Annotated in this window: 17 protein-coding genes; 13 read left to right on the top strand and 4 right to left on the bottom strand. The window is 64.5% G+C overall.

What is annotated here, in order from left to right; translation table 11 throughout:
- Window positions 1-4 precede the first annotated feature (4 nt).
- The 5 genes from ACFYOW_RS14630 to ACFYOW_RS14610 all read left to right on the top strand — a co-directional run bounded on the left by ACFYOW_RS14630 (window position 5) and on the right by ACFYOW_RS14610 (window position 2,767).
- Window positions 5-376 carry a hypothetical protein gene (locus ACFYOW_RS14630; RefSeq protein WP_387288006.1) on the top strand — a complete coding sequence of 124 codons (372 nt, stop codon included), beginning with the start codon at window positions 5-7 and terminating at the stop codon, window positions 374-376.
- Between the two features lie 254 nt (window positions 377-630).
- Window positions 631-1,821, top strand: a complete 1,191-nt coding sequence (locus tag ACFYOW_RS14625) for an anion permease (protein ID WP_387288004.1) — start codon at window positions 631-633, stop codon at window positions 1,819-1,821.
- 13 nt (window positions 1,822-1,834) lie between these two features.
- Window positions 1,835-2,125: a hypothetical protein gene (locus ACFYOW_RS14620; RefSeq protein ID WP_387288002.1), complete on the top strand. Its 291-nt coding sequence runs from the start codon at window positions 1,835-1,837 to the stop codon at window positions 2,123-2,125.
- A gap of 4 nt (window positions 2,126-2,129) precedes the next feature.
- Window positions 2,130-2,438: a DUF3349 domain-containing protein gene (locus tag ACFYOW_RS14615; protein ID WP_040700866.1), complete on the top strand. Its 309-nt coding sequence runs from the start codon at window positions 2,130-2,132 to the stop codon at window positions 2,436-2,438.
- A gap of 8 nt (window positions 2,439-2,446) precedes the next feature.
- Window positions 2,447-2,767: a DUF3349 domain-containing protein gene (locus ACFYOW_RS14610; RefSeq protein ID WP_387288000.1), complete on the top strand. Its 321-nt coding sequence runs from the start codon at window positions 2,447-2,449 to the stop codon at window positions 2,765-2,767.
- 26 nt (window positions 2,768-2,793) lie between these two features.
- Here ACFYOW_RS14610 and ACFYOW_RS14605 read toward each other — a convergent pair whose 3' ends face one another.
- Together ACFYOW_RS14605 and ACFYOW_RS14600 are read right to left on the bottom strand one after the other, a co-directional pair.
- A complete protein-coding gene (locus ACFYOW_RS14605; RefSeq protein ID WP_387287999.1) occupies window positions 2,794-4,434 on the bottom strand; it encodes a GMC oxidoreductase in 1,641 nt (546 codons plus the stop codon).
- Between the two features lie 229 nt (window positions 4,435-4,663).
- Window positions 4,664-5,140, bottom strand: coding sequence for a GNAT family N-acetyltransferase (locus ACFYOW_RS14600; RefSeq protein ID WP_387287997.1), 477 nt, complete (start codon window positions 5,138-5,140; stop codon window positions 4,664-4,666).
- A gap of 275 nt (window positions 5,141-5,415) precedes the next feature.
- Between ACFYOW_RS14600 and ACFYOW_RS14595 the strand changes: the two genes are divergently transcribed.
- Entirely contained in the window at window positions 5,416-6,798 is a 1,383-nt protein-coding gene (locus tag ACFYOW_RS14595) for a lipase family protein (protein ID WP_387287995.1), read from the top strand.
- A 155-nt stretch (window positions 6,799-6,953) separates the two neighbouring features.
- Here the strand turns inward: ACFYOW_RS14595 and ACFYOW_RS14590 are convergent, their stop codons facing one another.
- Window positions 6,954-8,096: an LLM class flavin-dependent oxidoreductase gene (locus ACFYOW_RS14590; RefSeq protein ID WP_387287993.1), complete on the bottom strand. Its 1,143-nt coding sequence runs from the start codon at window positions 8,094-8,096 to the stop codon at window positions 6,954-6,956.
- 179 nt (window positions 8,097-8,275) lie between these two features.
- On the opposite strand from ACFYOW_RS14590, the gene ACFYOW_RS14585 reads away from it, so the two are divergent.
- Both ACFYOW_RS14585 and ACFYOW_RS14580 read left to right on the top strand, forming a co-directional pair.
- Window positions 8,276-9,499, top strand: a complete 1,224-nt coding sequence (locus tag ACFYOW_RS14585) for an acyl-CoA dehydrogenase family protein (protein WP_387287992.1) — start codon at window positions 8,276-8,278, stop codon at window positions 9,497-9,499.
- Window positions 9,496-10,926 carry an LLM class flavin-dependent oxidoreductase gene (locus ACFYOW_RS14580; protein ID WP_387287990.1) on the top strand — a complete coding sequence of 477 codons (1,431 nt, stop codon included), beginning with the start codon at window positions 9,496-9,498 and terminating at the stop codon, window positions 10,924-10,926. The genes ACFYOW_RS14585 and ACFYOW_RS14580 overlap by 4 nt, the downstream gene beginning before the upstream one ends.
- On the opposite strand, the gene ACFYOW_RS14575 is transcribed toward ACFYOW_RS14580, so the two are convergent.
- A complete protein-coding gene (locus ACFYOW_RS14575; RefSeq protein WP_387287988.1) occupies window positions 10,923-11,408 on the bottom strand; it encodes a GAF domain-containing protein in 486 nt (161 codons plus the stop codon). The genes ACFYOW_RS14580 and ACFYOW_RS14575 overlap by 4 nt on opposite strands.
- Window positions 11,409-11,532: 124 nt before the next feature.
- Between ACFYOW_RS14575 and ACFYOW_RS14570 the strand changes: the two genes are divergently transcribed.
- From ACFYOW_RS14570 to ACFYOW_RS14550, 5 genes are all read left to right on the top strand, one after another.
- Window positions 11,533-12,906, top strand: coding sequence for a styrene monooxygenase/indole monooxygenase family protein (locus ACFYOW_RS14570; RefSeq protein ID WP_387287987.1), 1,374 nt, complete (start codon window positions 11,533-11,535; stop codon window positions 12,904-12,906).
- 127 nt (window positions 12,907-13,033) lie between these two features.
- On the top strand, window positions 13,034-14,149 hold the full coding sequence (sfnG, locus tag ACFYOW_RS14565) for a dimethylsulfone monooxygenase SfnG (RefSeq protein ID WP_387287985.1): 1,116 nt from the start codon (window positions 13,034-13,036) through the stop codon (window positions 14,147-14,149).
- Window positions 14,149-15,357 (top strand): SfnB family sulfur acquisition oxidoreductase, encoded by a 1,209-nt coding sequence (locus tag ACFYOW_RS14560; RefSeq protein WP_387287983.1) that lies wholly within the window; start codon window positions 14,149-14,151, stop codon window positions 15,355-15,357. The genes sfnG and ACFYOW_RS14560 overlap by 1 nt, the downstream gene beginning before the upstream one ends.
- A 23-nt stretch (window positions 15,358-15,380) precedes the next feature.
- Window positions 15,381-15,890 carry an NADPH-dependent FMN reductase gene (locus ACFYOW_RS14555; RefSeq protein ID WP_387287981.1) on the top strand — a complete coding sequence of 170 codons (510 nt, stop codon included), beginning with the start codon at window positions 15,381-15,383 and terminating at the stop codon, window positions 15,888-15,890.
- Complete coding sequence (locus tag ACFYOW_RS14550) at window positions 15,883-16,404, top strand: flavin reductase family protein (RefSeq protein WP_387287979.1); 522 nt, start codon at window positions 15,883-15,885, stop codon at window positions 16,402-16,404. The genes ACFYOW_RS14555 and ACFYOW_RS14550 overlap by 8 nt, the downstream gene beginning before the upstream one ends.
- Window position 16,405: the final 1 nt, after the last annotated feature.

The following is a 16,405-nucleotide window of genomic DNA, read 5'->3' as shown; positions in this document are numbered from 1 at the left end:
GCATGTGCGCGCTCCGTTCGGCCTCATTTCCGACACCACCGCCGACCTCGGCAAGATCGCCGATATCACCAACCGATGCCAGCAGATGACCCTGACCACCTCGGTAGTGGGCAAACAGCTCACCAACACCACGGTGACCATCGAAACTCTGCCGCTGCCAGGTGAACTCAACGGAATCGGCGCCATCGCCTACCACACGACCTCCCGTTCCGATGTCATCGGTAACCCGGTCACGACCAGCTCCTACACCGCCTACGCCGTCATCGGTGACATGACGATCGCCATGCACGCGGAGAACCTGACCGGAAAGTCGGACAACGAAACCTTCGAAAGCCTCTTCGACTCCGCCGTCCAAAAGGTCCGCACCGCAACGTGATCCGCGTCGTATACGACAGCCCCTCCGCCGCAGCCAAGTCCTGTTCGGGCAGCGGCACAGCGGTGGCTTCGAGGATGGCGCATGGCACCTGCCGTCCGGCACGCCGAGGCAGGTGAACCCGTCGTCGTTATCGCGCACCCGCGGACGGCCCGATCGGTGGTGGCACCTGTCCGGCTTCTTGTGGTCGGCTAAATAGTGGGTGAACAGATCGCCCTGTTGTAGCAGGTGGGCTGCGCGCGCATGAAAATGGCTGGGTGAGCGCTGAACTGATCGTGCTTTTGATCGTGATAGTGACCGCGTTGGCCTTCGATTTCACCAACGGGTTTCACGATACCGCCAATGCTATGGCGACTTCGATCGCTACCGGTGCGCTCAGCCCGCGGGTAGCGGTCGGTATGTCGGCCGTGCTCAACCTGGTCGGAGCCTTCCTGTCGGTCGAGGTTGCCAAGACGGTGTCGGGTGGGCTGCTGAATATCGGCAATGTGCACCACATGGAGTTGCTGCACATTGTGTTCGCCGGTCTGGTCGGTGGGATTCTCTGGAATCTGTTCACCTGGCTGTTCGGCATTCCGTCGAGTTCCTCGCATGCGCTGTTCGGCGGTCTCATCGGTGCGGCGGTGGCTGCGCTCGGCACCAGTGGCGTGATCTGGACCGGGAATGAGAAGACGGGTCTGATCAGCAAGATCCTGGTGCCCGCGCTGTTGGCGCCGTTCGTTGCCGCACTCGTGGCCGGGCTCGGCACGTTCCTGGTCTACCGGCTGACGCGTCGATCGGTCGAGAAGAAGGTCAACGACGGGTTCCGTTGGGGGCAGATCGGATCCGCCGCGCTCGTCTCGCTCGCGCACGGTACGAATGACGCGCAGAAGACGATGGGCGTCATCTTCATGGCGCTCGTCGCGCACGGCACGTTCACCAATAGCGACTCGATTCCGTTGTGGGTCAAGATCTGTTGTGCGGTGGCGATCGCCGCGGGCACCTACCTGGGCGGCTGGCGCATTATCCGCACCCTGGGCAAGGGTTTGGTCGAGCTCGATCCGCCGCAGGGATTCGCGGCTGAATCATCCTCGGCTGCGATTATTCTCACGTCGGCGCAGTTCGGACTTCCGCTCTCGACGACGCAGACCGCGACCGGTTCGATCCTGGGTACCGGGCTCGGCAAGCCGGGCGCGGGGGTGCGCTGGGGTGTTATGGGCCGGATGGTTGTCGCGTGGTTGTTCACGCTCCCGCTCGCGGGTCTGGTCGGCGCGGTGTGCTGGTGGATCGCCGATCTGGTCGGCGGCCTGGGCGGGGTGCTCATCGACTTCGCGATTCTGATCGCGATGTCGGCCTACATGTACCTGCGGTCGCGGCGCGATCCGGTCGACACCAGCAATGTCAATGACGAATGGGAGGGTGGGCTCACGCCTGCGTCCAACGTCGAGGCCAAGGCCGGCGCGTCGGTCTGAGGAGGTTGGATTCATGGATACGTTCACCGCTATCGCCAAGTCGCTGGGCGAGGTGACTCTGATCGCCGTTCTGCTGGGGACCGGATTACCGGTGATCTTCGCGACCGGGATTCGGCTCTGGTCGTTGGAGCCCGCCACCGCTGATGGCGCCGGTGCGCGCAACCAAGTCGCGCAAGTCGTCGCGTACCTCTGCTTCGCGATTGTCATCGTTGCGGTGGTGCTCGGAATTCTTTATATCGCAAAGGATTTCATCAGCCACACCTTCGACATCCAGCTGTTCGGCGCCAAACCTCCCAAGAAATGAACTCATGACATCCAAAGCATCCATCCTCGGATCGGTTCTGAACTGGCTGCGTGCCGGGTATCCGCACGGCGTCCCGCCCGAGGACTACGTCGCATTGTTCGCCGTGTTGCACCGCAAGCTGACCGAGGACGAGGTCGGTGAGGTTGTCGAACAGTTGATCGCAGCGGATACCGATGGCGTGATCGACCGTGGGCAGGTCCAGGACGCAATCGGAAAACTCGCGCACGAGAAGCCGGGCGAGGATGATGTGAATCGGGTCGCGGCCCGGCTCGCCGCCGTGGGGTGGCCGCTGGCACACCCCTCCGACGCCTGATACCTCCTATGGCTCTATCCGATCTCCTCACCAGAATCGTCGCGTGGCTGCGCGCCGGATATCCGCACGGCGTGCCGGATCCGGACTATGTGCCGTTGCTGGCCCTGCTCTCGCGGCGCCTGCCCGAAGCGGATGTGCGGCAGGTCGCGGACGCCCTGATCGAGCAGGGCGCCATACCGGCCGATCGGGTCGATGTCGGCGTGCTCATCACCAAACTGACCAATGAGATGCCACTGGAATCCGATATCGCCCGCGTCCGAGCGCATTTGCAGGCGGCGGGCTGGCCGATCGATGACGCATGGACCGATCCGGACAGGGAAGAACGCTGACCGACCCCGCACGGACCGGCCGAGTGTCATGCCAGGTCGGTGGCGATGATCTTTTCGATATTGCGTTCCGCGAGGCCGGTAATCGTCAGGAAGGGATTGACGCCGGTGTTGCCCGGAATCAGCGATCCGTCGATGACGTAGAGCCCGGAGTATCCGTTGAGGCGGCCGTAGTTATCGGTGGCCTGTCCAAGTACGCAGCCGCCGAGGGGGTGGTAGACGAAGTCGTCGCCCCAGACCTTGTAGACGCCGAACAGATCGGTCCGGTAAATCGTGCCCGCCTTGGAATTGATGGCATCGAAGACGCGTTTCGCCGCATCGATCGAGGGTTGGGTGTACGACGCCTGCCAGGATAGATCCACCCCGCCGGTGGACGAGTTGTAGGTGAACTTGGCGCGGTTGGGGTTCTTGGTGATCGCCAGATAGAGGTTCACGCCGTTCTCGGTACTCGTTGGGAACGGGGCGATTTCGGCGAATACCGGACCGTTCGCGTCGGCCCAGTTGTCGATGCCCATGCAGGGAATCGCGGATTGGACCGCGCCGGTCAGATCCAGTCCGGCCCGGCCGACCATCACATTGCCGTTATTGCCCCAGCCGGCGCCGACCGAATCGGCGAGGTTGGGCAGCTTGCCCAGCGCCTTCAACGTGACGAGCAGCTTGCTGGTGCCGACGCTGCCCGCCGCGAAGAAGACCTTGTCCGCGGTGACGGTCTTGGTCGCCACCGTATTGCCGAGCACGTCGATCTGCGTGATGACCACCGTGTAGCCGCTCGCGGCCGGTGCCACGCTGGTGACCTTGTGCAGTGGGGAGATGCTCAGGTTGCCGGTTGCGGCGGCCACCGCCAGATAGGTCTTGTCGAGTGAGCGCTTTCCGTAGTTGTTTCCATAGATCACCTCACCGCCAAGCGCCGAGCGGGTGACGGTATTCGCCTGCTCCTTCTGCATATAGCTGAAGTCGTAGACATTGGGCACGAATGTCGTTGTGTAGCCTGCGTTATTGGCGGTTGTGCGACTGACCCGCGCGTATTTGTAGCATTCCGCGGATTCGAACCAGGCCGAGTCGACATTGTTGACCCCGAGTGCGGCCTGCGCCCGGGGAAAGTACGTGGAGTACATCGTCGTCGCGTCGACCGATGGCAGAATCTGTTGGAAGTAGTCCTGTTTCGGCAGTGGAGCCATACCGCCGTTGACCAGTGAGCCGCCGCCCACCCCGCGGCCCTGATACACCCGCGTCGCCGCGAAATGCTCCGAATCGAGCACACCGGCGTCGCTCGGGCTGATGTCTCGGTTGATATCGGCCCCGACGAAATGGTTGACCGGCTGCTCGGTCCTGGTCCGGAACCAATACGAGCGCTCGTCCGGATCGAGCATGGTGCAGAAGACTTTTCCGTCCGAACCGGGTGTGGTCCAGTTCTGGCCCATCTCGATCATCGCGACCTGCTTGCCCGCCTGACACAAGCGCAGCGCGGCGACCGCGCCGCCGTAGCCGCTGCCGATGATCAGATTCGGCACGTGATCCCCGTTGCCGATGGGGGCCGCCGAGGCCTTGGCGGTCCACGCGGCTGGGCTGAGCGTCATGGCCCCGGCCGCAATTGCGGTGCCCGCCAAGAATTTCCGGCGATTCATCCCTTGGCGAACGCCGGTGTTGGCCGAGGGGCGTCGGTCGTACATGAGCGAAACCTTCCGATGTGAGGCGTAGGAGAGTGCCTCGAGTCGGCAGACTGTAACAGGTTCTAGTTGAGATTTGAGCAAATTCTGATGTTGATGTGTCAAACCGGGACGGAGTATTTCCACCGACGTATTGCTGGCTCAATGGCATTGGAGTGCAACGAAGTTCGAGCACAGCACCGATGGCATCGGAAGTGCCGCCGAACAATGGCTCGACAGCTGATTCCGCGGCTCAGGAGTCCAGGTGTCGGCTCCGCAACCGGTACTCGAATATGCCTCGTGGTTCACCTGGTCCGAAATACTGGTCGTCATGTTCGACGAATTCGAACCCGGCCTGCTTGAACAAGGCCGCCGCGGGCTGGTTGTCGGGGCGCACCGTCAGGTAGACCACGTCGGCCCCATCCGCCCGACACTGCTGCAGCACGTGGTCGAGCAGGGCGCGACCGTATCCTTTGCCCTGGTACTGCTGGAGCACCGCGAATGTGAACAGGAGGGCCCGGCCCGCCTTGTGGAGTGTCAGCGCGTAGCCGATCACCCTGCCGTCCAGCTCGGCGACCAGCCAGTCGGATCCGTGCAGGTCGTACAGCTGTCGCAGCATCAGAAACAGATACGGCTCGGCGAATACCTCGGCCTCGATGGCCGCGATATCTTCGATATCGGCGAAGCGTGCCTGCCGGTATTGCGGCTGCGGCGCTCTTACGATGTCCATGAGCTTCCTAGTGCCGGGGCATAGGTCATCGCGGACCACTCCACCAAGAACGATACGCGGCTGACCCGCGTTTGTGAGAACAGCCGGGGACCAGATGCGGCCGCAGGGCCGGTGTTCGTTCGAGGTTGCCTGTGCGCCAGTGATTTTCGGAAATTTGGGTGCGGCCAGCGTGTCGGGCCGGCGCAGTCGTGACAAGTCCAAACAGATCCGAGGTGTTGTTCCGCTGCGACATAGTCTGGCCTTCGTCGGGCGGTGTCGAATTCGGGAGGTGGCAGATGTCGAGTCTGCGAGCTGTCGTCGTCGCGAGCATGCTGGGTTGCTCGCTGCTGGTGGGGCCGGTGCCCGCGCATGCCGACCCGACCGAAGCCCCGGTCGCGCCGGTGTCGCCCGGTCCGTCCGACCTGCAGCGGTGGATCGATGCCCATATCCCCGCGCCATCGTTCCCGCCCGCCGCGTCACCGCCGTCGGGTGTGTTGCCCGCGGACTTGGCGGCGCTGTGGCAAGCGGTACGGTCCGCGCCGTCGGGGGATCGGATGTTCGACGAGTGGCCGGATGGGCTCGATCGTCTCGCTCCCGGCGATATCGTCGAGGCGCGAGATGTGACAGCGACTTCCGCGCTGCTGGCGATCGTGCCGATTCAGCGGGCCATCCTGCTGAAGTTCCGCACGACGGACGCCTCCGGTGTGCCATCCTTCGGCACCGCGACCTTGGTGATTCCCGCCGCCGCATGGACGGGTCCGGGGGATCGGCCGGTGTTGGTGAACGCAGTGCCGATCAATTCGCTCGGGCTCAGCTGCACGCCGAGCTACGCGATGGCGCACGGATTGCACAGCAAGTTCAATGCGGGTGATCTGTTTCCGCCGAACACAGCGTGGGGCCTCAGCCGCGGCTATGCGGTGCTGATTCCCGATCACGAGGGGCCGTGGATGGCCTACGCCGAACCGAAGGTCGCCGGGCACCTGGTGCTGGATTCCATTCGCGCGGTGCGCAATGTGGTGCCGACGGAGTTCACGGGCAGCCGCTTCGCGATAACCGGGTATTCCGGTGGCGCGATCGCGTCGTATGGGGCCGCGATGCTGCTCGACGAGTACGCGCCGGAACTGTCCGGTGCGGTGGTCGGGGCGGCCATGGGTGGACTCGTGACCGACTATCGCATGGTCGCCAGCCGCTTCAACGGCAACTCCGCATCCGGCATTCTGCTGATAGTGGCGCTGGCGATGGGCCGGGAGCATCCGGCGATTCTCGGCTATATGAATCATCTGGCGCAGTGGTTGGCGACCTCACCCATCAAGGACACCTGCGGTGACAGCAATGGCCCGCTCGGCGTTGTCGGCGTTCCCATCGATGCCGCTGCCAATATCAGTAACCCGCTGACCAGCGATATCGCTGATCGGATCTTCGGGCGGCTCAGTCTGTCCGACCGTAAATCGGGTGCGCCGCTCTACATCTATCACGCCGCCAGCGACATCTGGATCCCGCAGCAAAACGGCGACGATCTCTACCGCAACCAATGCACGCGCGGCGTCCCCGCGGTACACCGCACCGAACCCGGCGAGCACGTCATCGCCCTGGTCACCGGCTTTCCCGGGGAGATCGGGTGGATCGATGGACGTTTGCGCGGCGAGCCCGCTCCGAGCGAATGCCCTCCGCGCCGGTGAGTTCGGATCAGTGCTGAGACTCCGGTGAGATGGCGATCTCGCAGACTTGTGCGGAGAAATCCAGCCCCACCAGGAGGAGCCCTGCAAGATGCCCTCACCACAATTACCCGCGCGATCTTGCCCGAATAGTTCAGGGACGCATCGCGAAATGGCGATTAGTGCGTCGCGGTTGCGAAAGGGGTTGCTACAGGGGCGGATTCGGTGCGGTGGGGGTGCGTCCATTGGCCGCGACGTTCCAGGATGGGCAGTACCCCCTCGCCGAACCAGTAGGCCTCTTCTATGTGCGGGTAGCCGGAGAGGATGAAGTGGGTGATACCGAGGTCGGCGTACTCGATCAGGCGGTCGGCGACCTCTTCGTGTGAGCCGACCAGCGCGGTGCCGGCCCCGCCGCGGACCAGACCGACGCCCGCCCACAGGTTCGGCGCGATCTCCAGACGATCGGTGCGGCCGCCGTGCAGATCCAGCATTCGGCGCTGGCCTTCGGATTCGCTGCGCGCGAGACTGGTTTGCACGCGGGCGATTTCGGCGGGGTCGAGACCGGACAGCAGTCGATCGGCGACGGACCAGGCCTCTTCGGAGGTATCGCGGCTGATGACGTGAATGCGTAGGCCGTAGCCGAGCTCTCGGCCTTCGGCGGCGGCGAGACCACGGATCCAATCGAGTTTCTTGCCCACCGCGGCGGGTGGTTCGCCCCAGGTGAGGTAGGTGTCGGCATAGCGGGCCGCCACGGGGCCGGCGGGTCCGGACGAGCCGCCGAAGAAGACGGGTGGGATCGGGTCCGGATGGTTGTTGAGCAGGGCGTCGCGGATCTGAATGTGGGTGCCCTCGAAGCTGATCGGCTCGCGAGACTCCCACAGTTCGCGCACCACGTGCAGGAATTCGGCGGTGCGGGCGTAACGCTGTTCCTTATCGAGGAAATCGCCGTAGGCCTGTTGTTCGTGTGGTTCGCCGCCGGTCACCACATTCAGTAGCAGGCGGCCGCGGGAGTGGCGCTGGTAGGTCCCGGCCATCTGCGCGGCCAGCGTCGGGCTGACCAGGCCGGGGCGAAACGCCACCAGGAACTTCAGTGTCTCGGTGGTTTCGACGAGCATGGCGGTGGTCAGCCAGGCATCCTCGCACCACGCGCCGGTCGGGGTGAGGACCGCCTCGAAACCGTTGTCCTCGGCGGCCGCGCCGATTTGGTTGAGGTAGCGCAGCGAGGCCGGCCGGTCACCGGACATCGACGTGCCGTGACCACCGGCGATCAGGCCACGCGAATCGCCGTAGGTGGGCAGAAACCAATGGAACGACAGTGACATCGACAACTGCTCCTCGCCGGTTCGGATGCCGTTTTCAGGCACGGATGACCGCGATGCTGCCAGCGTCGCCGAGTGCTGTCACCGGTTGAAATCTGCGTGGTTCTTACCCCTACCAGCGTGTTTCGATCGCAGTGCGGATAACTGGTGAGCTGACGGTAGGTCCGCGCGATCGTGGGGTGATGACATCCATCGACGCGAAATCCACCACAGACTCCGACCTGGATGCGATCTTCGGTCCGATCTTCGAACGCATTGCGCAGGGCGCGGTCGAGCGCGAGATCGATCGTCGGCTGCCCTTCGAGGAGGTGGGCTGGCTGCGCGAGGCCAAATTCGGTGCGCTGCGGGTCCCGGTCGAATTCGGCGGCTACGGCGTCACGGTGCGACAGCTGTTCCGGCTGCTCATCGAATTGGCCGCCGCCGAATCGAATCTGCCGCAGGCGCTGCGGGTGCACTTCTCCTTTGTCGAGGACCAGTTGCTCGCCGAACCGGGGGAGCATCGTGCGCATTGGCTGCGCGCCGCGGCCGGGGGCACGCTGGTCGGCAATGCGATCACCGAGCCGGGCGTCGGCGCGGTCGACCACTACCGCACGCGGTTGACCAAGGACGGTGATCGGTGGCTGCTCAACGGCACCAAGTACTACAGCACCGGCTCGCTCTACGCGGACTACATCCTCGCGGCGGCCGATCGCGACGGTGAGCGGGTGGGCGTACTGGTCGACGCGAATGCCGACGGGGTCCGCCAGCACGACGATTGGGACGGCTTCGGTCAGCGGCTGACCGCAAGCGGTACAACGGAATTCGCCGATGTCGCGGTCGAGCCGGAGCGCATTCTCGGGCCCGGTTACGGCGCGCCGGGACCGACTTACGCTACCTCTTACCTGCAGCTGGTGCAGCTGTCAGTGCTCGCAGGCATAGCGAAGCGAGCTGAGCGCGATGCCCGCGAGTGGGTGGCGGCACGCACCCGCGGCTACACTCATTCGGCCGCCGATCTGCCACGCCAGGATCCGTTGGTGCAGCAGGTGATCGGACGACTTTCCGCCGCCGCGTTCGCCGCCGAGGCCGCCGTGCTCGCTGTCGCCGATGTGCTCGATGAGGTGCTGGCGGGCGGTACGCAGGACGAAGATTCCATCGTGGCAGCCGAACTCGCCGCCGCACAGGCGCAGCTCGCGGTTATCGATCTCGTATTGCCGGCCACCACACTGCTGTTCGAGGTCGGCGGCGCATCGATCGTCTCCGAGCAGCTGCGGCTGGACCGGCACTGGCGCAACGCCCGCACCATCTCGGTGCACAATCCGGCCATCCAAAAGGCGAGGGCGATCGGTGACTATCTGCTGAACGGCACGCAGCTGCCGTTCGCGTGGAGCGCGGGTGAGCGCAAGCCGGCGACGGGAGACCAGCAGTGACGCGCCGCATTCGCTTCAATGCCTTCGACATGAACTGCGTCGCCCACCAATCACCCGGTCTGTGGCGACATCCCGACGATCAATCGCATCGGTACAAGGAACTGAGTTACTGGACCGAATTGGCAAAGCTGTTGGAGCAGGGGCGTTTCGACGGCATTTTCATCGCCGACGTGCTCGGCACCTATGACGTATTCGGCGGCAACGATATTGCCGCGCTGCGTCAGGGCGCCCAGATTCCGGTGGCCGATCCGCTGCTGCTGGTCTCGGCAATGGCGGCGGTGACCGAACATCTCGGCTTCGGCATCACCACCGGAACCGGTTTCGAGCACCCCTATCCGTTCGCGCGTCGGCTCTCCACCCTCGATCACCTCACCAACGGGCGCATCGGCTGGAATGTGGTCACCGGTTATTTGCCTTCGGCCGCACGGAATTTCGGGGCAGACGACCAGCTCGACCACGATGAGCGCTACAACCAGGCCGACGAATACCTGGAGGTCCTGTACAAGCTGTGGGAGGGCTCCTGGGAGGACGGCGCGGTGGTTCGCGATGCCGCGCAAGGCATCTACGTCGACCCGGCGAAGGTGCATCACATCGGGCATCGGGGTAGGCACTATCAGGTGCCGGGCATCCATCTCTCGGAGCCGTCGCCGCAGCGGACGCCGGTGATCTACCAGGCCGGTGCGTCGCCGCGCGGTGTGCGCTTCGCCGCCGAGAACGCGGAGGCGATATTCGTCGCGGGGCCTTCGAAACGGATTCTGGCACAGACTGTTTCCCGCATCCGGGATGCACTCGAGGCGGCGGGCCGGGATCGGTATTCGGCCCGAGTCTACGCACTGGCCACGATCATCACCGACACCACCGACGAGGCGGCGCACGCCAAACACGAGGAATACCTGTCCTACGCGAGCGTCGAGGGCGGGCTGGTCTGCATGTCCGGCTGGATGGGCATCGATCTGTCGAGCTACGACTTAGACGACCCCATCGGCCAGGTGCAGAGCAATGCCATTCAGTCCGCCGTGGCCGCCTTCCAGGAATTCGACGACGACGGCCGGGAATGGACCGTCCGCGATATCGGCCGCTGGGCCGGGATCGGCGGTATGGGACCGGTTTTCGTCGGCTCGGGTGTCACGGTGGCCGACCAACTGCAGGACTGGGTCGCGGGAACCGACCTGGACGGCTTCAACCTGGCCTACGCCATCACCCCGGGCAGTTTCGAAGATATTGTCCGCCATGTGGTTCCGGTGCTCACCGAACGCGGCGCCTACGTCACGGAATACACACCGGGCACTCTGCGAAACGCCTTGTTCGACAGAGGAGATCGGTTGCCGCAAGAGCACCGCGGTGCACGGTATCGCGTCGGCGGGTCATTGTCGACGGCGCTGCCCGATGCTGTATCGCGGCCGGGCGCCACCGTCACAGCCACCTAATCGAGCGAATTCAGGAAGGCCTGGGCGATGGACTCCAGGCCTTTCCTGTCGATATCGTCGAAGCGGTTCGGTTGCGGACTGTCGAGATCGAAGACACCGACGAGGATATCGTCACGCACCAGCGGAACTACGATTTCCGAGCGGGTATCGGCATCGCAGGCTATATGGCCTGGGAATGCGTGCACGTCGGGCACCAGTTGCGTTTCCCGGGTGTCGGCGGCGGTACCGCAGACACCCTTGCCGATGGCGATGCGCACGCAGGCCGGTTTGCCCTGGAAAGGTCCGACGACCAATTCCTGTCCGTCGTAGAAATAGAATCCGACCCAATTCACCTCGGTGAGCGCGTGGAAGACGAGCGCGGCCAGATTCGCGGCATTCGCGATCCGGTCGGTCTCGCCCGCGACCAGCGCCTCGGCCTGCACGACGAGCTGACGGTACTGTTCGGACCGGTCACCGGTCAGTTCGGAAACAGTGAACGACATGGCTGAATCCTAGAACGGCCACGACCGGTGGCGCGCCCCGCGATCGCGAATTCCAGGTCACCCCATTGATTCTCGATGATCGCAACACTGCGATCAGCGCGGTTCTGGACGGACCATGATTGGCATGACATCGCAGAATTCCCGCTCTACACGTTCGGCCGCGGTAATCGGCGCCGGTCAAACCGGCGTCACTGCGGCACTAGGATTACTCGACGCCGGATTCGACGTCACGCTCCACAGCGACCGCGATCAGCGTGCTTTGCGCGACGATGTACCGGCCACCGGTACCGCACTCGAATTCGGGGAGACCCAACAAGCCGAATCCGCACTCGGTCTGGACACCTACACCGGTCGCGCGCCCCGGCATACCGGGCTCAGTGTGCGCATCGCCGGACCCGAGCGCGAGGAATTGATCCAATTCGACGGTCATTTCGACGGATATGTCGGGGTTGCGGTCGATACCCGTTTGAAGGCCGACGAACGGCTGACCGCATTCCTGGAACGCGGCGGACGATTCGTCGTCGAGCAGGTCACCCCCGACAAACTCGACGCCATTGCCGCGGCTGCCGATCTCACGCTGGTCGCCACCGGACGCGGCGGCCTGTCCGACCTGTTCGCGATCGACCAGGCGCGCACTCCCTACGACGCACCGCAGCGGTCGCTGCTCACCGTCACCGTGACCGGAATCGGCCACGACGAAAGCGTTTTCGCGCACCGCAGCCGAGCCGGTGGCGCGCACAGCGGCTTCTCCATCTTCGCCGAACAGGGCGAGGGCTGGTGGGGACCGTATCTGCACAAGGACGCGGGCCCGAGCTGGGCGTTCCTCGGCTGGGCGCGGCCGGGCAGCGAATGGGAAAGTCGTTTCGCCGCAGCCGATTCGGCCGAATCGGCCCATCGGATCGTGCAGGACCTGTACCGCGATTTCATCGATTGGGATCTGCCCGAGGTACTCGAAACCCAGGTGATCGCTGAGGATCCGCATTCTTGGCTCAAGGGTGCGGTCCGACCGGTAGTCCGATCGGGTATCGGGCGCACCGCCAGTGGCCATGTGGTTGCCTCGCTCGGCGACACCTCGGCGGCCTATGACCCGATCGCGGGGCAGGGTGCGCAGAGCGGGCTGATCCAGGCGCAGCGACTCGTCGCGGCCGCAGCCGTGCACGAAGGTCCGTTCGACGCGGACTGGATCAGCGCGCAGTACGCGGCATTCCTGGCCGCACGTGGTGATGCGGCGAATAAGGTCACCCGATTGTTCCTCGGCGATCCGGAATTGGCGGATATCGGCAATCAGCTCTTCGCCGCCGCCGCGGTCGAACCGCGCTTCGCGAGTGCGCTCGTCGGGCTGCTGCACCGCCCGCAGCCGTTCCTCGGTGTCGATTCGCTCGACGCGGCCGCCGAATTCATCACTCGGGTCACCGGCGAGGATGCGGCGGCACTGCTCGAACGATTCGCGCCGGCCGGTCAGTTCAGCCGATCCGGTTACCGCCTCGCCAACGTCTGATCGCTACACCCATCCGATCGCACAGATTCAAACCCTCCTGCCCGTGGGCTTGCGGTGCTGGAGTGGAAGGGGCGCATGGTGCGCCCCTTCCTGGCGATAGACGGTTCCCCGACGCAATGGAGTAAGTATGACCACAGAGCACATCGCCGATCAGATCCGGTTCGCGTACTGGGTGCCGAATGTCAGTGGGGGGCTGGTCACCAGCGATATCGAACAGCGCACCAGTTGGGACTTCGAATACAACAAGAAGTTGGCGCAAACCGCGGAGAACAACGGTTTCGATTACGCATTGTCCCAGGTCCGCTACACCGCCTCCTACGGTGCGGAATACCAGCACGAGTCGACATCGTTCAGCCTCGCGCTGCTCGGCGCGACCGAGCGGCTGAAGGTGATCGCCGCGATCCATCCCGGACTCTGGCATCCGGCCGTGCTGGCCAAATTCGGCGCCACCGCCGATCACCTCTCCAATGGCCGCTTCGCCATCAACGTCGTATCCGGTTGGTTCGCAGGGGAATTCACCGCACTCGGCGAGCCATGGCTCGAGCACGACGAACGGTACCGGCGCAGCGCCGAATTCCTCGAGGTGATCCGCAAGATCTGGACAGAGGATGATGTCAACTACGGCGGTGACTTCTACCGTATCCGCGATTTCACGCTGAAGCCCAAGCCGCTGAACACTCCGGAACGGCCGAATCCCGAACTGTTCCAGGGTGGGAACTCGACGGCGGCGCGCCGCAATGGTGGTCGCTACGCCGACTGGTACTTCTCCAACGGCAAGGATTTCGACGGTGTCACCGAACAATTGGATGAACTGCGCACTATCGCCCAAGCGAACCAGCGCGAGGTCAAATTCGGTCTGAACGGCTTCATCATTGCCCGCGATACCGAGAAGGAAGCGCACGATACCCTGCGCGAAATCATCGAGAAGGCGAATAAGCCTGCGGTGGAAGGCTTCCGGGACGCGGTGCAACAGGCCGGTGCGTCCACGAAGGACCGCAAGGGGATGTGGGCGGATTCGACGTTCGACGATCTCGTGCAGTACAACGACGGATTCCGCACCAAGCTGATCGGCACACCCGAACAGGTCGCCGAGCGCATCGTCGCCTACAAGGAACTCGGTGTCGACCTGATTCTGGCCGGTTTCCTGCACTTCCAGGAGGAGGTCGAGTACTTCGGCGCGAAGGTGCTGCCGCTGGTCCGCGAACTGGAGGCCGCACGCACACCCGCCACTGTGGGGCACTGATGACCGCCGTCGTCGCCGACCGGATCGAATCCGCAGCACACGCGTATTCTGTTGCGGCACAGCTCGCTTCGGAGTTCGCCGTCGGGGCGGCGGCGCGTGATCTCGGCCGCGAGCTGCCCTTCGCCGAGGTGGATCGACTCGCGGCGAGTGGGTTGCTCGCGATCACCGCGCCCGCGGAATTCGGAGGCGCGGATCTGCCGCCGAGCGCGGTGGCGGAGGTGGTGCGGATTCTGGCGGCCGCCGATCCGAATATCGCGCAGATTCCACACAGCCACTTCGTGTACCTGAACCTGTTGCGCCTGGCGGGGACCGCGGATCAGCAGGCGCGGTATTTCGGGCAAGTTCTCGCGGGCGCTCGCATTGCCAATGCCCAGTCCGAACGCGGCACCGCAACTGTCGCCGATATCGCGACTACGGTGCGTCCGGTGGGAGATCGCTTCCGCATCGATGGCGTCAAGTTCTACTGTACGGGTTCACTTTTCGCGGATCTGCTGGCGGTGCTCACCCGGCTCGACGATCCGGAGGGACGCAGTGGACTGCCTGCGGGGGAATACATCGCGTATCTACCGGCCGACACTCCGGGCGTGCGAATCATCGACGACTGGGACGGCATCGGCCAGCGCACCACCGGCAGCGGAACCATCGAATTCGCCGAGGTGCTCGTCGAACCAGATCAATTGATCGCCCGCTCGGCGGCAGTGCACGCGCCCACGGGATACGGCGCCTACGCCCAACTGCTGCATGCCGCGATCGACACCGGCATTGCTCGTGGTGCACTCGGTGCGGCAACGGAATTCGTGCGCACCTCGAGTCGGCCGTGGTTCGAAGCCGGTGTCGAAAGGGCTGTCGATGATCCGCTGCTGATCCAGCGTTTCGGTGAGCTGTCGGTAGCCGTGACTTCCGCCGAGGCCACGCTAACCGCCGCCGGTGTGGCCGTCGACGCCGCAATTCGTGACGCCGAATCCGTCGCTCCCGCATCGCTTGCCGTGGCCACCGCCAAGGTGCTGGCCGATCGTGCGGCCAACGAGGTTTCGGCCGCATTGTTCGAGGTCGGCGGAACACGCAGTGCCGCAGCGGATCTGAACCTGCACCACTTCTGGCGCAATGCCCGAACCCACACGTTGCACGACCCGATCCGGTGGAAATATCAGCACATCGGCCGGGCGTTACTGCACGACACCGCGCCACCGTTGCACGGCGTGATCTGATCGAGCGAGAAGAGGATACGGAAGTGACAGTTACGGTCGTCGTCGGGAATCCGAAGCCAGCCTCTCGTACTCTGACTGCGGCGACACTGGTCGCCGCGGGGTTACGTCCGGACGTGGAACCGGAGGTGATCGATCTGGTCTCCTTCGGCGCGCGCCTGCTGTCCTGGGGTGATCCCGAGGTCGCGGCCGCCGTTCGCACAGTGGCTGATTCGGAGCTGGTGGTCTTCGCCAGTCCCACCTTCAAGGCCACCTACACCGGTCTGTTGAAGCTGTTCCTCGAACAGTTCGACGGCGGCACCGGACTGGCCGATGTGGTAACCGTCCCGCTCATGCTCGGCGCGGGCCCTGCGCACGCACTCGCCCCGGATCTGCTGCTCAAGCCGGTGCTGGTCGAACTCGGCGCGACGGCGGCGCTGCCCGGCCTCTACCTGTCGGACAGCACATTTTCCGAAGACGGCGCCATCGAGCGCTACACCGAACGCTGGCGCCCGGTCGCCGCGGCTCTCGCCTCGAAAGTGGCCGATCATGCATGAGCTCTTCGAATTTCCGTCCGACGGCTCCGGCCTACGGCGTGTCTTCGCCAGCTTTCCCAGTGGTGTCGTCGCGGTATGCGCCGAAATCGAAGGTACGCCACACGGTTTGGCGGTGAGCACCTTCGTTCCGGTCTCGCTGGACCCGCCGCTGGTGTCGTTCTGCGTGCAGAACAGCTCGGCGACCTGGCCGAAACTGGATACCGCCACGCACCTCGGCCTGAGCCTGCTCGGCACCGACCAGGAGCACGCGGCTCGGGCACTGAGCAACCGCAACGGCAACCGCTTCCACAATGTGGACGTGCACCGCGGCGCGGCCGATGCGATCTTCATCGACGGTGCGACGGCGTGGATCGAGGGCGTGGTCGAAGCCCGCATCCCCGCGGGCGACCATACGGTGGTCATCCTGCGGATCAACCGCCTCGCCGCCCGCACCGACGCCGAACCACTGATCTTCCACGGCAGCAAGTTCCGCAGCCTGCACCCGCACCGGGAGATCACCGAGATCGCGAGTTGAC

This window comes from Nocardia sp. NPDC006982 (assembly GCF_042869435.1).
Classification (GTDB): domain Bacteria; phylum Actinomycetota; class Actinomycetes; order Mycobacteriales; family Mycobacteriaceae; genus Nocardia.
Note: the sequence above shows the minus strand (reverse complement) of the source record. Positions and strands in the feature narration are given on the sequence as shown.

What these genes read in the sequence shown, in the direction of transcription:
- ACFYOW_RS14590 (WP_387287993.1), bottom strand. Translation starts at nt 8,096, where the DNA reads ATGTCACTGTCGTTCCATTGGTTTCTGCCCACCTACGGCGATTCGCGT.
- ACFYOW_RS14550 (WP_387287979.1), top strand. Translation starts at nt 15,883, where the DNA reads ATGCATGAGCTCTTCGAATTTCCGTCCGACGGCTCCGGCCTACGGCGT.
- ACFYOW_RS14570 (WP_387287987.1), top strand. Translation starts at nt 11,533, where the DNA reads ATGACATCGCAGAATTCCCGCTCTACACGTTCGGCCGCGGTAATCGGC.
- ACFYOW_RS14585 (WP_387287992.1), top strand. Translation starts at nt 8,276, where the DNA reads ATGACATCCATCGACGCGAAATCCACCACAGACTCCGACCTGGATGCG.
- ACFYOW_RS14615 (WP_040700866.1), top strand. Translation starts at nt 2,130, where the DNA reads ATGACATCCAAAGCATCCATCCTCGGATCGGTTCTGAACTGGCTGCGT.
- ACFYOW_RS14575 (WP_387287988.1), bottom strand. Translation starts at nt 11,408, where the DNA reads ATGTCGTTCACTGTTTCCGAACTGACCGGTGACCGGTCCGAACAGTAC.
- sfnG (WP_387287985.1), top strand. Translation starts at nt 13,034, where the DNA reads ATGACCACAGAGCACATCGCCGATCAGATCCGGTTCGCGTACTGGGTG.
- ACFYOW_RS14560 (WP_387287983.1), top strand. Translation starts at nt 14,149, where the DNA reads ATGACCGCCGTCGTCGCCGACCGGATCGAATCCGCAGCACACGCGTAT.
- ACFYOW_RS14595 (WP_387287995.1), top strand. Translation starts at nt 5,416, where the DNA reads ATGTCGAGTCTGCGAGCTGTCGTCGTCGCGAGCATGCTGGGTTGCTCG.
- ACFYOW_RS14620 (WP_387288002.1), top strand. Translation starts at nt 1,835, where the DNA reads ATGGATACGTTCACCGCTATCGCCAAGTCGCTGGGCGAGGTGACTCTG.
- ACFYOW_RS14605 (WP_387287999.1), bottom strand. Translation starts at nt 4,434, where the DNA reads ATGTACGACCGACGCCCCTCGGCCAACACCGGCGTTCGCCAAGGGATG.
- ACFYOW_RS14600 (WP_387287997.1), bottom strand. Translation starts at nt 5,140, where the DNA reads ATGGACATCGTAAGAGCGCCGCAGCCGCAATACCGGCAGGCACGCTTC.
- ACFYOW_RS14610 (WP_387288000.1), top strand. Translation starts at nt 2,447, where the DNA reads ATGGCTCTATCCGATCTCCTCACCAGAATCGTCGCGTGGCTGCGCGCC.